Source organism: Candidatus Bathyarchaeia archaeon (assembly GCA_038883335.1).
Classification (GTDB): Archaea; Thermoproteota; Bathyarchaeia; order Hecatellales; family Hecatellaceae; genus JAVZMI01.
On sequence record JAVZMI010000002.1, the window covers coordinates 94,742 to 109,995 of the forward strand.

Genomic DNA, 15,254 nt, shown 5'->3' on the forward strand with positions numbered 1-15,254 from the left:
CTTTCATTTTCCATATTGCCACTTTTAGCCATGACGGTTGCGGATTTCAACCTTCCCCAGCAGATTTTGAAATAACCCCCAGATGCACATTTTTGATGGGAAAGTTTTCTGTGGCTTTCGGGACGCTGAAAGTTAGAAGACGGGCGAGGGGCTTCTAAAAAGAGAATCTTCCAGTTAAATACTTGTTCGCCTTATTGTTAGTTTAAAGCGTAGGCGTAACGTTCTCGCTACGCAGCAAATATTTACACGCTAATAAATTGGGAGAGGGAATATTTCGTGGGAGATGCCTTGTCGGCCTCGGGGCCTCGAGAGGAGAGTTTAAGGCTGAAATCCTTTAAAGCTAGGCCCCACCATCTGATTCCAGTAATCTTTGTGTCATTACTTTCTACAGGTTTAGCAGCCGCCTTGAGGCTTGCGTACGGCACATCAGCATCCACTGTTTGGATATTTCCCCAAGAGGGGTTGGGTTTCCTCGCCAACGCTTTGTATCTAGTTCTGGCGGTAGGCATGGCTGGTACACTCCTCTACTTCTTGGCTAAGAGTGGTTATGGAAGAGCCCTGACTGCGCTTGTCACGCTTGCCTATTCAGCGGTAGGTTTCATCTTAGCCTCAGTCTACTTGCCAGTTGCATTCTGGGCTTTAGGACTGTTCGGGTCGGAGTTTTATCTTCTATCCCTGGCAATCGCTACTTCTATGTCGGTTGCCTCAGTGGTTTATGGAGGAGTATTTGGGAGCAAGAGGTTAAGGCTGGTTACAATGTTACTCGCTGGATCTTCTTTGGGGGCGTTGTTAGGTTTCTCATCAACAACTCTTACCGCTTTCACGGTGCTCCTCGCCCTAGCGGCATATGATGTTTTCGCTGTGTTTAAGGGCCCTCTGGGCAAGATGGTCTCCATTAGAGGAGACAGGGCAGTGAAAGGGTTGATGATGCCATTCGGAGACTTATCAATAGGACTAGGCGACCTTGTCTTCTACTCTATGCTAATATCTCACATTTATCTTGCCTTAGGGGTTACACCATTTCTCACAGGCATGTTGGGCTTGCTGCTCGGAGCCTACCTCACCTTTAAACAGTTGGAGAAAAGGACGATCTTCCCAGGTCTGCCTATCGCGTTAACTTTGGCGATGGGACTTGCCCTCGCAACCTACCATCTGCTCAATTTATTAACTTAGAACGTGCTGAGAACTTAGGAGATCGACGCTGCCTGTGTAATGTGTCTTCCCTGCTGGGTAGCTTGAAAAAACAACCATTCTTAAGATAAGAGGTTTAGATTGTCGCAAGTTAAAGAATGAGACTGAGGGCTAAAGATCATAGCCAAGTTTTTCTTTTTCCAAACTTTGGATCTCTTATACCAGATCTAACTCGAAGTTACAGCTTCACCCAGTTTTCTAAACTCTGAAACTCATAGAACAGCGTAATAATCTACCTGTTTCTCTTCCCACTTCATTTTGCCCAAAACTCTCACTCCGCGTACGTAGCCTCACTTAACTAGTCACTCAAAAGGAATAAAATTAATAGATGAAGGAGCTTAAAAAGATGAGATGGTTAATGATAGTCTTGAAGATTTTTAGCCCCCTAACCTTTATAACGTTTACAGCCTCAGCCTTACTGATAAGCAATAGAACTATCAGCCAGCGAAGCCTCAAACCTAGGTGGTGTGGATAAATAGCCTGTGTGCGGCTGTGGTCTAGCGTGGCCTAGGACAGGGGCCCTCCAAGCCTCTAACCCGGGTTCAAATCCCGGCAGCCGCACCATAATAAAATCTTCGAATTGACGGAGAGAAAAGAGCGTAGTTTAAACTGTAAGCTATATCCCACCTTAAACTCTACAAAACTTTTGGACGGCAAGCTTCGAGGAAAAGTGCTATTCTTGAACTGTGAGGCTGATTCTCTCCGAGGAATCACTAAAAAGAGAAGACCTAGATTTTAAGGTCGAAAAACACCAGGAAAATGTTTAGTAGGCTATGAAGGTTTCGGTTGAGTGTACACCGGGTATAATCCGTATCTCGTTATCGACAATTTGAGCCAGAGCATCGACGTTCTCAGCTTGAATCTTCAAGATGAAGTCATATTGACCGAAAAGGACATGCACCTCCTCCACCCCCTTAATTTTACTGAACACTTCCTTGTAGTAAGCTGCCGAGTAAGCCTTCCGCTCCCCGACCCTTATCAGAATGAATGCCTTCAACATTAAGACCACCCAAGTATGGGTAAGGCTCCAACAAATTTAAAGGCGTAGAGGAATTTTAGACATCTTTCCAGCTATCGGACTACCTTCTTTATGTCTATCTCTAGAATATCTGTCGCGCCCTTCCTCTTTAATGTCGGTATCAAGTGTAACACTTGTTCATCGCTGACGGCAACTTCCACGGCATACCCAGCATCCCCGCCACCCGCCAGCCTAGAAATAGTAGGGCTCTTCATGGATGGGAGTATACTTAACACACCCTCTAAGGCGTCTGCGCTTACGTTCATCTTGATAAGCTTCATTCCCCTCGCAGCCATAGCCCCCTTCACCAGCTCTACAACGCCTTCAATCTTCTCTCTCTTCCAGTCGTCTCTCAGGCTCTGCCTATTCGCTATAAGCCTAGCGGTTGAACTGAATATTTTGGAGATCACCTGCCACCCATTAGCTTGGAGGGTCGCTCCAGTCTCTGTGCAGTCGACGATCAGGTCTGCAGCCCCGATAAAGGTCTCAGTCGCCCCATATGAGCGGATAAATTTATATGGAAATGCCCCAAACCTTCTCCGGCAGAAGTTGGCGGTGATATTCTCATACTCTGAGGCAGCTATAATTCTCTCCTTGCCCTCTTCTTTAATCTTCTGGATAAACCTACCTAGAGCCTCGTTTTCACCAAGCCCCTCAAGTTCGTACCGTTGAGGTACTGCGGCAATTATGTCTACTTTCCCAACCCCTAAGTCTAGGAGTTCCTCTACGTCGGCATTGTGCTCAACCACCCAGTCATACCCGGTGATGCCTATATCGTATCTTCCTTCCTCCACCAGTGGGCTGATGTTCTGAGCACGGTGAATTCTCAACTCTAGCTCAGGGTCGTTGGAGCCTACCAGATATGACCTTTCATCTTTTACGCGTAACCCGTATCCTGCTTGATCAAGAAGATCCTTAACTCGAGCCCAGAGGTGCCCCTTCGGTAGAGCAAATCTAAGGATGCCCATTTCTGTTCGGAGACAATTCATCGCGGTTAAGTATAAACCTTTTCAGGCTTAGAATTGTTGAGAGTGGCAGCATTGCCGTCTAGAATTATCCACATGCATGAATTTATTAGGATGTTCACGCTTTATCAAAAATAGTAGGAGGCGATTTCTTGGCTCAACCAGCTAAGAAGGAAGAGAAGAAGAAAACCAAGAAGTAAAAGCCTACCTAAACAGTAAATTCTAGGACAGAAGATAATACTACGAGCCAAAGGGAGGTGCACTGTCCTCCATAAGCTGCCAAGAGGGCAGCCTATTTCCACACATCACCTTTTTATTTTTTATCTACTTTACGCTAAACGCGTAGGCCAAATTTCCCCACATTTTTTGCGAGAAACCTGAAAGAGAAGCAACTTCTAAATATCTCAATTCAGTAATGGGTGTTGTGGTTAGATTGTTCAGTGGCTGCTACACGGCTTTAATTACCCCAATGAAGAGAAACTTCAAGGTTGACTATGAAAGCCTAAAACAACTTGTCCAGTTCCAGCTTGAGAATGGAGTGGCGGGCATAGTGGCTGTAGGCACTACCGGAGAGAGCCCGACTCTAAGCTGGCAGGAGCATAACACCGTGATCGAGCGGATTTATGAGTATGCGGATGGGATGGGAGAGACAATAGCGGGCACCGGGAGCAATTGCACGGATGAAACCTTGAAAGCTACAGATCACGCAGTAAAATGTGGCATAGAATCCTTCCTTCTCGTGGACCCATACTACAATGGACCTAGCTCCCTCGAGATAAGGCGTGAATATATAGAGCCTTTGGCGAGGCGTTTCCCGCAAATAAAGATAATCCCATACATAATTCCAGGCCGGACAGGAACCCAGTTACTACCCCAAGACTTAGCCATCCTCCACTCAAAATTTCCTGGTGTGGGGGCAGTTAAGGAAGCTACGGGCGATCTGGAGAATACAAAGTTGATAAGGAGCCTGTGCGGACCCGATTTTGATATTCTCTCAGGTGACGATGATAAAACATATGAGCTCATGTCTTCTTCAGCCATCAGGGCAAGTGGGGTCATCTCGGTAGCATCTAACATAGCCCCAGCGGCTATCGTTGAGTTTGTGAAGGCGTTGAGAGGGGGGGATATAGTTTCAGCTAAGAAGCTCGATGAGGCGTTGAGACCGCTCTTCCAAATTGTCACAGTAAAGACAGAGGAGAACCCCCCAATAGGGCCGAAAGTTCTCTATAAAGCCAGAAACCCCTTACCATACAAAACATTAATGAACATCTTAGGGATGCCCTCTGGACCTTGCAGACCACCCCTTGGCAAGATGACTAAGAATAGTTTAGAGTTCATGTTGAATCAGGTCAGGAAAGTATATACGAATAACCCTGAGATTCTACGCCCGGTGGAATCATTCTTCGAAGTGGATCTTGGGGAGAGGCTCTACGATGAGAGATACTTAGAGGGACTGTATTATGAGGAGTATTAGAATCTGCGTGGCTGGCGCAACGGGCAGAATGGGCAGTACCATCATAAAAGAGGCTGAGAAAGGCGGGTTCACACTAGTAGGGGCAGTAGCCCACCCGCGAGAGCCAAGCATCGGGAAGAGCCTTAGGGAACTTGGAATCTCCAACTCGGACCTAAGAGTTCTAAGCTCCTCCAACTTGGAGGAGGCTATCAGGGACGCTGAGATTTACGTAACCTTTACAAACCCTGAGGCGGAGGTAGCAAACCTCCCCATCGTTGCTAGGCGCGGGGTTAAGATAGTGATGGGGACTACTGGCTTTAACGCGGAGCAGATGAAGACTATAGAGGAAGCTGTTAAAGGGAAAATCCCTGCCTTCTTTTCTCCAAATTTCTCTCTAGGTGTGAATATACTTTTACAAATCCTCCGTGCGTGCAAGCTTTTCCCCCCAGATTATGATTTCAGCATCATAGAATTCCACCACGCAGGGAAGGTAGATGCTCCAAGCGGTACAGCCCTGAGGTTGGCCGATTTGATCTCGGAAGTACGAGGCTACAAGATGAAAGTGTACGGGAGAAGCGGGCTCAGCAAGAGGGAGAGAGGCGAACTCGAGGTCCTCGCGGTTAGGGCTGGCGGAATACCTGGAATTCACGAGTTAATCGTCGCAGGCCCCTATGAGATGATAAGAATAGAACATACCGCCTTCTCTAGGAACGTCTTCGCCCAAGGAGCTCTCCGTGCGGCTGAATGGTTATACCGCCAGAGCGAGCCGAGAATATATACTATGGACGACCTTCTATCTGCAGACTAGTTTACGATGTTTATATTTAAATTAATAATTATTAATGGGAGCTGCGGTGAACAGGTTATTAAAAATTGATGAACGAGGTTTATCTATCGACGGTGTCTACGCTGTAGAGTTGGCGGCGAAATTTGACACGCCACTCTATGTCTTGAGTGAGAGGAGGATAAGAGAAAATTACCGCAACCTCAAGAGCACGTTAACATGCAACTATGATAAAGTAAAGATTTACTATTCTGCAAAGGCGAATACGAACCTCTCAGTTCTGAAGATTTTGGAGGAGGAAGGCTCTTGCCTGGACGCAGTCAGCCCAGGGGAGGTATACTTGGCCCTTAAGGCCGGTTTCACTCCTGACAAGATACTCTTTACAGGAACATGTGTAAGAAACGATGAACTCCGATATCTAGTAGAGGCAGGGGTTACGATAAATGTCGATTCTCTTTCCCAGCTGGATAGGTTGCTTAAATTTACCACACCCAGCCTGTTATCCTTTAGAGTGAATCCTGAGATAGGGGCAGGACATCATGAGCATTGCATAACGGCGGGTAGACGCTCAAAATTCGGTATCTGGGAGGAGGATGCTCCAGAAGCTTACCGTCGTGCTAAGGAGGCAGGCGTTGAGCGTTTCGGCATACATATGCACATAGGTTCAGGGATACTTGCAGTCGAACCGTTCGCCGCAGCTACGTCGAAGCTTCTGGATATCGCTGGTATGATTCATCGCAAAGTTGAGGTTACGTTCGATTTTATTGATGTAGGAGGAGGGCTGGGTGTACCGTATAGGCCGGGGGAAAAAGAGTTGGATTTAGAGTCCTACGCCAAGGAAATCTCCACGCTCATCAAGCGAAAAACCAGGGATTACGGGTTGGGAGAACCTAGCCTTTTCATCGAGCCTGGCAGGTATATCGTATGTGACGCAGGAGTCCTTCTTACAACCGTGAACACAATAAAACTCACACCTTTTAAATGCATTATTGGGGTTGATGCTGGTTTTAACACTCTACTGAGACCTGCCATGTATGGTTCATACCACCATATCCTTCTCGCCAACAGACCTGGCGGTGGGAGGGAGGCAGTTTACGACCTAGCTGGACCACTTTGCGAGTCAGGAGACCTCCTAGCCGTAGACAGACAACTGCCGGAAGTAAGGGAGGGCGATCTGATCGCGATATTGAACGCAGGGGCCTACGGCTACTCAATGAGTTCCCAATATAACTCGAGGCCTAGAGCTGGGGAAGTCCTCGTCAAGGACGGCATGTACGCCTTAGTTAGGCGTAGGGAGAGCCTTGAGAGCTTGGCGGCTGGCCAGGAGATTGCTCCATGGTTAAGATAAGCTTCTGGAAGATGCATGGCTTAGGGAACGACTTTATCTTGATTGACGGCAGGAATGGGAAGCTCAGTGATGACCACATGGGAAGGTTGGCTAGGGAGCTATGTGAGAGAAGGTTCTCTGTAGGGGCTGACGGTCTAATAATAGTCTTCAACTCTACCTTCGCCGACATTAGAATGAGAATCTTCAACCCGGACGGGAGTGAGGCTGAAATGTGCGGCAACGGGATCAGATGCTTGGCCAAATACTGTTACGAGAAAGGCATAGTTAGGAAGAAGGAGATGAAGGTGGAGACGTTGGCAGGAGTGAAAGAGGTTGAGTTGACCGTTGAGAGAGAGACTGTGGAGAAAGTCAAGGTAAATATGGGCAAGCCAGTCTGGGAGAGGAGCGGTGTTCCTATGCTGGGTGAAGGCACCTTCATAGATAGAGACTTGGAGTTGGGCACAACAAGATTCAGAGCAACCTGCCTGTCCCTCGGCAACCCTCACTGCATCATCTTCGTCGATGATGTAAAGAACTTCCCAATCGAGACGACTGGCCCTGAAGTTGAGAACCACCCCCTCTTCCCTAACAGAGTCAACGTAGAGTTTGCCCAAATCCTGAACCGGCATGAACTGAATGTAAGGGTGTGGGAACGGGGATGTGGAGAGACATTTGCATGTGGAACAGGCGCCTGCGCAGCCGTAGCAGCCGCAAAGGTGTTGGGGAAGATTGACGGTAAAGCCATAGTCCACCTGCTAGGTGGCGACCTAGAGGTGGAGTACACCACTTTGGGCATCTACATGAAAGGCCCCGCTACTAAGGTCTTCGAGGGGCGAATGTTTTGAGTGCTTTGCTACATGGAGGCTGTTAGTGTGAATGTAGATTTCTCTGAGCGAGTTAAACGGCTCCCACCCTATCTCTTCGCTGAGATGGAGAAGGTAATCCTTAGGAAGAAGGCTGAAGGCGTTAACATTATAACGCTAAGTATAGGCGACCCAGACCTTCCGCCCCCCCCAGAGGTGTTATCTACTCTCAGCGAAGAGGCGGCAAACCCGAAAAATCATAACTACTCCTTCAGCCAAGGTGAACCATTCTTCAAGAAGGCTGTTGCGGAATGGTATAAGGTCAGGTTCGGTGTCGATCTGGATCCTGAGTCCGAGGTCATTGCGTTGATAGGATCGAAGGAAGGTTTGGCGAATGTGTCGAGAGCCTTCATCAACCCAAATGACCATGTTCTCGTGCCAGACCCCAGCTACCCTGTCTATATGAATGGTGCAACCATCCTAAGTGAGGGAGTTCCAAAGGTGTTGCCTCTACTTGAGGAGAACGATTTCAAACCAGTCCTCGACGCTGAGGTTCTGGAAAAAGACACTAAGTTGATGTTTCTGAACTACCCGAATAACCCAACCGGCTCAGTCGTCGATAAAGCTTTTCTCAGGTCAGTAGTCGACTTCGCGTCGGATAACAACCTAATTTTATGTTACGACAATGCCTACTCTGAGATAACTTTTGACGGGTATAGGGCGCCGAGTATACTCGAAGTCGATGGTGCTAAAGAGGTGGCGCTTGAGTTCCACTCCTGCTCCAAGACTTTTAACATGACGGGGGACCGGATAGGTTTCGCTGTGGGGAATAGGCGACTGCTAGAGGGGCTGGTGAGAGTTAAATCACAGATTGACTCAGGGCCTCCAGTTTACATTCAGAAAGCCGCCGCTAAGGCTCTGGGAACCTACAAAAGCAGTGAGCCTCCTAGGCATGTGGCGGCTGTAAATCAAATCTACAAGGAGAGGAGGGACGCCTTAGTTAAGGGTCTCAGGTCGTTGGGCTTCAGATGCCAAGCCCCAAAGGCTACCTTCTACGTCTGGTTGAACTGTGGGTGCAGTTCTGCGGAGTTCGCCTTGAGACTGCTAGATCTCGGTGTGGTTGTGACTCCTGGTAGCGGTTTTGGGAGGTATGGGGAGAATTATGTTAGGTTTTCGTTGACTAGACCTAAGGATGAGATAGAGGCTGCTTGTGAGAGGATGACTGAACTGCGGCTGAAATTTTAGCCGCGAAAAAAGTTCGGAGTATCTAGTAATACTTTTTAGGAGTGTAGTAATATTTATATAAGTAATACTATTACACATGAAAGTATTACGTGATGGGTTATGCATATTCCAGACGGTTTCCTAGATCCATCCACCTGCGCAGCCACCTATATCGCAACTCTCCCATTCTGGATTCTAGCATTCCGAAGGGCTAAAAATGTGCTTAGCGACAAACAAGTCCCACTGTTAGCTACCTTGACTGCCATGTTCTTCGCTGCACAGATGATGAACTACCCCATTGTTGGGGGGACCACCGCCCACCTGCTGGGCGGTCCCATAGTAGCCATAACTCTAGGCCCCTATGCTGGGGTGATTTCTATGACATTAATACTTTTAATCCAAGCGTTAATGTTCGGAGATGGAGGAATAACCACTTTTGGAGCTAATGTCTTGAACATGGGTGTTGTCGGTGTCTTCGTCCCATACGTAATATTCTTACTAGTTAAGAGGGTAGCGGGAGGTAGGGCTGGCCTATTGGCAGGGAGCTTCTTAGGCGCCTTCTTTGGTGACCTCTTAGCTGCGGTCTCCGCCGGCTTTGAGTTGGGCCTCTCGACGCTCTACTTCCCTTACAGTCTCTCTATAGCCGTCACGGCGATGGCGGCCCACCACTCTATAATCGGGGTTGTTGAAGGTATAGCTACGGTAGCCATCCTATCGGCTCTCATGAAGGCTAGACACGACCTCCTACAACTACCAAAAGTTGAACCTGTATGGTTCCGGGGGTTATCTAGATGAGTGAAGGTAGAGGGATGTTTATAGTCGGCATATTGGCATCTATTATCTTTGTAGTTACCGGTTGCGTATGGTTATCCGTCTCAGCTGAGACGTTAGATGTTGTCGCCGAGTATTTTGGGGCTGAGGACGTAGCCCTCTGGACGCCTCCGATCCCCGACTACGAGATACCTGGGTTTGAGGGTGTGGTCACGGTTAACATCCTCTTGGGCATAGCCTCTACAATTCTAGTTCTGGCTGTCACGTTGGGAGTAGGTAGGGTTTTGAGGGTGAAGAAGTAATCTGCCCTCTTAATAGGAGAACGAATGCCAGTGCTTAGTGAGTTAGTAAAGGCAGCCGGGGACTTAGTGTTCCTTGAGCGCTTCCAGAGTGCAGGCGGGATTCTCCAACGGATAGACCCTCGGATAAAGCTTATCTCGCTCACCACTTTAGTGGTTGTGGCGGTCTCCCTGAAGACCATAGCTCCGTTGTCTATTCTATTCATAATGATCCTTCTACTCGCCACAGCCTCAAAGACCCCCATTAGATTCTTCCTCTATAGGGCAACTTTCTTCATCCCAATCTTCGCCGGGGTGATCTCTCTACCGTTGCCCTTCATAACTCCCGGAGCAAAACTACTATCGGTCAGTTGCATAGGTTATTCTTTAGCAGTAACGAACGAAGGAGTTTATAGAGCCATCTTGTTCACTTTTAGGGTTTGGGTCTGTGTTGCAGCTATGACCTTGCTGATTATGACTACACGGTTCTCAGCGATTATTAGTGCGATGGAGCGATTGAAGTTTCCAAAAATCTTCACACTGATGTTAGCTATTACCTACAGGTATATTCATGTCTTCATTGATGAGACACACCGAATGCTCCTCGCCATGGATTCCCGTTCAGCTGGGAAGATGAACCGTCTACAGGCTTTGAAGGCGCTCGCACACACTACTGAGGCGTTGTTTATAAGAGCCTATGAGCGGGGAGAGAGGGTTTATGGGGCTATGGTGGCGCGGGGATATACAGGCGATGCAAGGTATATAGGTGAGGTGAGGTGTTCTCTTCAAGACTGGGCGTTTGGGGTTCTATCAGCCTCAGTCTTTATTGGGGCGGCAATAGTCCAACTTTACGCTGGCGGTGTGTAAAGTGACTATTGAAGTAGCAGTCGAGATGGAAGACGTGGAGTACTTGTACCCTGACGGCTGTAGGGCACTTAAAGGCGTAAGCTTAAGAGTGCTTAGAGGGGAGCGGGTTGCTATCTTGGGACCTAATGGAGCTGGCAAATCTACCCTCTTAATGCACATTAATGGCATCTTCAAACCTATGAAAGGCTGGGTGAAGGTTCTTGGGATGACGATTGATGGCTCCAAACTGCGGGATGTCAGAAGGAAAGTGGGATTCGTGTTCCAAGACCCAAACGACCAACTATTCTGTCCTACCCTCTGGGAGGATGTCACTTTTGGCCCAATAAATATGGGGCTACCCGCTAATGAGGCAACCGGTATTGCGGAGGAAGCCCTGAAGGCGGTTAGGTTAGACGGTTACAGGGACAATGCGCCACATCACCTCAGCCTGGGGGAGAAGAAACGGGCGGCGATCGCTACGGCTCTGGCCATGAAACCGGAGATTCTGGTCCTCGATGAGCCTACCGCTAACTTGGATCCTGAAAGCCGGAGGGAGCTTGTAGTACTCCTTAACCGCCTGCACGCAGAATGGAAGTTAACACTCATAGTAGCTACACATGACGTGAACTTGGTCCCAAAAATTGCCGACAGGATCTACGTGATAAGCGGCGGATTGATAGTAGCTGAGGGGCCAATGAGGGATATCCTCTCAAACGCCAAGGTAATGGAGGAGGCACACCTCGAATTGCCAATAATAACTCAACTCTTCAACCTAATCTATGAGACTGGAATACCTGGGGACGGGCAGGTAACCCCGCAAACTCTCCCACTAACAGTCGAGGAAGCCCTCCAAGAGATGAAGCGTCTTCTTAGTAAAACACTGAACCAAAGAAGTGCGAATAGCCAGATCGAGAGATGTTAGTATTCGCTATTTCGTTGATCGAGATTTCAACCTATTCGCTTGACTGCAATTATCCCGCCTGAGGGTAGGTAGAGACAGCTCCATAGTTTATGCAAGATGTATATCGGTCTTGGCTTCGTTCTCCCCTTGGGGCTATGCATCTTACTTTATATCCGTACTTCTTGAGGAGCCCCGGCGATATAAGGCATCTATGTGTAGAGACAAAATCTTTACAGACGTCGACTACATCAATGCCCCTCTACTGCACCGTTGTAATAACCACTCTGGAACCCAGCTTCTCTAGGGAGATGGCGAGTTTCAACGCACCGGGATGCACAAGATGCTCCAACTTCAAATACTATAACCACATCGAAAAGAGACTTAGCAAATGGGAGTTGCTGTACATCGCAATAAACAACCTCATCATAAACCTTCTTCGCCTTCTTTAGCCGTGGGATGGATAGGTTACAACCCGCGATTTATCTACAGCGCCCAGCGCATAATAAGAGAGCCTGCGATCCACAGCCAAAACTTACATCAAGAACTTGTCTCTAGACGTCTTCTTTTGAGAGGTACAAGTGGCGATCCGTTGCAGTTGAATCTATACGTGACCGATAGCGCCCCTGTTAAGTAGGTGTGTTGGTTTAACAATTTATTCACGGAGATAGGTTTTAATTGGATCTGGTTAAGAAATGGCGACTGAAGGCGTTACTGAATAACCGTCAACACACCTTGCGAGGGATTTAGGCTTGAAGTTCGGTTTCAACCTCACAGCTGAATACGGTCTTGACTCTATTGTAGAGAAGGCTGCTGAGGTTGAAAGACTGGGGTTTGACTCACTTTGGATCTTTGAAAGGCCCGGTTGGGATTATGGCTCGATAGTTGCTTCCGCCCTCGCCGCTAACACCAAGGAAATCCGGATAGGTTTAGGGGTCAGTCCACTCCTTCATACATCCAAGCAAATAGCAGACGAGATTCTCACCCTTATTAAGACCTATGGCGAACGTTTCGACCTCTGCTTGATCCCCGGCGATAAACGCCACCTACGACGGCTCGGCGTCAATCCCACAGCCCGAAAGGCTGCCCCTCAACGCATTCTCCAAGCGAAAAGAGAAATTGAAAAACTTCTTGCTGGGGAGGAGAGGAGTTGCAGCATATGGTTGGGCGCGCAGGGCCCAAGAATGCTAAGAACTGCCCAACATTATCGCGGGGTTCACCTAAACTACGCCTCGCCGCGGATGATAACTTGGGCTCTGGAACATATCGGGTCAACTGGAGAGAAGAGAGAGTTCGAGGTTAGCGTCATGGCACCATCTTATGTCTACAGGAACTTTGAAGAGAGACTCCAACATCTGCTAAAGTTAGCTGCATCATCAGTCGCGGTTAGCGCTCCTAGGGAAGTTTTAGAGGAGTTTGGGCTCTATGACCGTTTAGCTGAGCTGCGAGGCTATGAGGGTAGATTGAGCGAGTTAGACCCAGCGTCCCTACCCCCCGAAGTTGTGGAGTTCTCCCTGTCCATGCACTCAACAGAACTACCCAGCTATTTGGCAGTGGTTCAGGGACTCGGCATTAACCATCTTATATTTAGCCACCCACAGGACTACTCCCTCAAAACCATCCATGAGCTGGCTAGCTCTTTACCCCTCAACTCAAAGAACGACACTCATTAGTGACAATAGAGGCTTACGCAGAGCCGTGAGAGAACAAAAATGCCTACTATTTCTATGATATCTAAGGAAAGTTTTTGAGATCTCTCCATTTAGAGAGTGGCGGAGGTCTTGCGCTGACTCTCTCAACCTAGTTCATCCCAGCCACCACCCGTTTTATTAAAATCGCTCAGAAATGCAAAAACAGCAGCCGAGTAGATTGTAACATGAGACTGCGTAGACATCCTAGAGTTCGGCTCTAGGCCTGAAAATTTTAGAATAGATACGATAAAACTTATGGAAAAAGGGAAGTTTTAGGTGAATATTCAAACTCTCCTATCAAAAGTTTTTTAGTCAAAGGTTTAATGTTAAAGACCCTCGATGGGTTGAGTAGGGGATTGAGGGGTGAGTCACGGTGGGTGACTCTGAGAGCTTCGACCGTCTGGCAGAAGAGCTATTCTACAACATAGTTAAGATGAACCCTATCTTCGCCACCTACGTAGGTCTTCATCAATACGACCAACTAATGCCTGACGGACGTAAAGATGCAATCTATAAGAGAATGAAACTCTTCAAGGAGTATCTAGACAAGTTCGAAGGGATCTCACAATCAAAACTTGACTTCGAGAGGAGAATTGATCTAGCACTTGTAAAGGACTTCCTCCATCTTGCCCTCTTCTGTCTTGAGGAGTGGCCTCTCTGGCGAATGTTCCCAGACGCCCCAGATACAATTGGGGATGCTCTATTTCCTCTACTTGTAAGGAACTTCGCACCTCTAGAAATACGGCTGAGGAGCATAACTGAGAGACTGAAGAACTCGCCCAGATACATTGAAGAGACGAAGAGTTGCCTTGAGGATCCTGTGAAGATTTACTGTGAAATCTCCTTGGATACTGCGGAGAGACTTCCACTCTTCCTCGAACAGATAGTGGAGGCGGCGAGGGGTGTAAATGACAACACGAAGTCTGAGGTTGAGGACGCCGCGGAGAAAGTGAAGTGTGAGTTCTTAGAGTACAAAGAGTGGCTCAGGTGTAGGATGAAAGATGCTAGAGACGACTTCGCAATAGGGCCGGAGAGATTTGAGAAGCTACTAGCCTTACGAGGGTTAGGGATGTCATCGAGCGAGATTCTGAAGTTGGGTGAAAAGTACTTTCGCCAAGAGAAGGAGAACCTAAGAAGATACGCGGAGATAATCAAGCCTGGCGCAAGCGTGGACGAAGTCAGATCGCTGCTTAAGTCTCACCACCCCAAGAGCTTCGGGGAGGCGTTAGAGGCTTATAGGAAAGAGATCAAGAGGGCGAGGGAGTTTGTGGTCAGATCGAAATTTGCCTCTATACCGGAGAATGAGGAGTTAATAGTGATCGAGACACCTCCATTCCTACGGAGCACAACCCCCTTTGCCGCGTACTTCTCCCCAGCCAAGTTCGAGGATAAGCAGCTGGGAATATACATCGTAACCCCCCCAGCCAGCGAAGAGATGTTGAAAGAGAAGAGCTACTATGCTATCAGCAACACAACGGTTCATGAGGCCTACCCAGGGCACCATTTACAGCTCAGCTGCGCCAACCGAAACTCCTCGCTAGTGAGGCTGTTATTCCATGGAACTGATTTTGTTGAAGGGTGGGCGCACTACTGTGAGGAGGCGGTCAAGGAGCTTGGGTACGATGACACACCTGAGCACAGGTTTATCCAAACTCTTGACATGGTCTGGAGGGCTGCTAGGATCATCATCGACGTGAAGCTCTCTAGGGGTGAGATGGGCTTTATGGAGGCTGTGAACTTCCTAGTTGAGGAGGTGGGGATGGCGCGAGAGGGAGCGGTAGCTGAGATTAAACGTTACACCTATACCCCTAGCTATCAGCTCTCCTACCTTCTGGGAAAATATTTGATAGGCGAGTTGAAGCGGGAGACTCTAAGTAAGCTGGGGGACAGGTTTGATTTGCGATGGTTCCATGACACGCTACTATATGCTGGGAGCATGCCGCTCAAATACCATAGATTAAATCTGTTAGAGAAAATCCGCCAAGTAACTGGTGGGGCATGAGGC

Annotated in this window: 15 protein-coding genes and 1 tRNA gene; 14 read left to right on the plus strand and 2 right to left on the minus strand. The window is 48.2% G+C overall.

Going from position 1 to position 15,254, the window contains the following annotated elements:
• Positions 1-288 precede the first annotated feature (288 nt).
• The 3 genes from QXJ75_01675 (at position 289) to QXJ75_01685 (ending at position 1,755) form a co-directional block, all read left to right on the plus strand.
• A complete protein-coding gene (locus QXJ75_01675) occupies positions 289-1,173 on the plus strand; it encodes a hypothetical protein (GenBank protein ID MEM3736789.1) in 885 nt (294 codons plus the stop codon).
• Positions 1,174-1,519: 346 nt separating this feature from the next.
• Positions 1,520-1,666: a hypothetical protein gene (locus QXJ75_01680; GenBank protein ID MEM3736790.1), complete on the plus strand. Its 147-nt coding sequence runs from the start codon at positions 1,520-1,522 to the stop codon at positions 1,664-1,666.
• Positions 1,667-1,677: 11 nt separating this feature from the next.
• Positions 1,678-1,755: transfer RNA gene (locus tag QXJ75_01685), tRNA-Gly, on the plus strand.
• 199 nt (positions 1,756-1,954) lie between these two features.
• Here QXJ75_01685 and QXJ75_01690 read toward each other — a convergent pair.
• Positions 1,955-2,191 (minus strand): Lrp/AsnC ligand binding domain-containing protein, encoded by a 237-nt coding sequence (locus QXJ75_01690; protein MEM3736791.1) that lies wholly within the window; start codon positions 2,189-2,191, stop codon positions 1,955-1,957.
• Between the two features lie 71 nt (positions 2,192-2,262).
• Positions 2,263-3,177 (minus strand): ATP phosphoribosyltransferase, encoded by a 915-nt coding sequence (gene hisG, locus QXJ75_01695; GenBank protein ID MEM3736792.1) that lies wholly within the window; start codon positions 3,175-3,177, stop codon positions 2,263-2,265.
• Between the two features lie 412 nt (positions 3,178-3,589).
• Here hisG and dapA point away from each other — a divergent pair, with 412 nt between their 5' ends.
• The 11 genes from dapA to QXJ75_01750 all read left to right on the plus strand — a co-directional run bounded on the left by dapA (position 3,590) and on the right by QXJ75_01750 (position 15,251).
• Positions 3,590-4,648 (plus strand): 4-hydroxy-tetrahydrodipicolinate synthase, encoded by a 1,059-nt coding sequence (gene dapA, locus QXJ75_01700; GenBank protein ID MEM3736793.1) that lies wholly within the window; start codon positions 3,590-3,592, stop codon positions 4,646-4,648.
• Complete coding sequence (gene dapB, locus QXJ75_01705) at positions 4,635-5,435, plus strand: 4-hydroxy-tetrahydrodipicolinate reductase (protein ID MEM3736794.1); 801 nt, start codon at positions 4,635-4,637, stop codon at positions 5,433-5,435. The genes dapA and dapB overlap by 14 nt, the downstream gene beginning before the upstream one ends.
• A 46-nt stretch (positions 5,436-5,481) precedes the next feature.
• Entirely contained in the window at positions 5,482-6,759 is a 1,278-nt protein-coding gene (gene lysA / locus QXJ75_01710; protein ID MEM3736795.1) for a diaminopimelate decarboxylase, read from the plus strand.
• Positions 6,747-7,583, plus strand: coding sequence for a diaminopimelate epimerase (gene dapF, locus QXJ75_01715; protein ID MEM3736796.1), 837 nt, complete (start codon positions 6,747-6,749; stop codon positions 7,581-7,583). Before lysA ends, dapF begins: the two co-directional genes overlap by 13 nt.
• 12 nt (positions 7,584-7,595) lie before the next feature.
• The gene (locus tag QXJ75_01720) at positions 7,596-8,786 is read left to right on the plus strand and encodes an aminotransferase class I/II-fold pyridoxal phosphate-dependent enzyme (protein ID MEM3736797.1); all 1,191 of its coding nucleotides are present in this window, start codon (positions 7,596-7,598) and stop codon (positions 8,784-8,786) included.
• 99 nt (positions 8,787-8,885) lie between these two features.
• Entirely contained in the window at positions 8,886-9,560 is a 675-nt protein-coding gene (locus tag QXJ75_01725) for an energy-coupling factor ABC transporter permease (protein MEM3736798.1), read from the plus strand.
• Complete coding sequence (locus QXJ75_01730; GenBank protein ID MEM3736799.1) at positions 9,557-9,838, plus strand: hypothetical protein; 282 nt, start codon at positions 9,557-9,559, stop codon at positions 9,836-9,838. The genes QXJ75_01725 and QXJ75_01730 overlap by 4 nt, the downstream gene beginning before the upstream one ends.
• Before the next feature lie 24 nt (positions 9,839-9,862).
• Positions 9,863-10,681, plus strand: a complete 819-nt coding sequence (gene cbiQ / locus QXJ75_01735) for a cobalt ECF transporter T component CbiQ (GenBank protein MEM3736800.1) — start codon at positions 9,863-9,865, stop codon at positions 10,679-10,681.
• A gap of 1 nt (position 10,682) precedes the next feature.
• Positions 10,683-11,582, plus strand: a complete 900-nt coding sequence (locus QXJ75_01740) for an ATP-binding cassette domain-containing protein (GenBank protein MEM3736801.1) — start codon at positions 10,683-10,685, stop codon at positions 11,580-11,582.
• Between the two features lie 728 nt (positions 11,583-12,310).
• Positions 12,311-13,231 carry an LLM class flavin-dependent oxidoreductase gene (locus QXJ75_01745; GenBank protein MEM3736802.1) on the plus strand — a complete coding sequence of 307 codons (921 nt, stop codon included), beginning with the start codon at positions 12,311-12,313 and terminating at the stop codon, positions 13,229-13,231.
• A 391-nt stretch (positions 13,232-13,622) separates the two neighbouring features.
• Entirely contained in the window at positions 13,623-15,251 is a 1,629-nt protein-coding gene (locus QXJ75_01750; protein MEM3736803.1) for a DUF885 domain-containing protein, read from the plus strand.
• Positions 15,252-15,254: the final 3 nt, after the last annotated feature.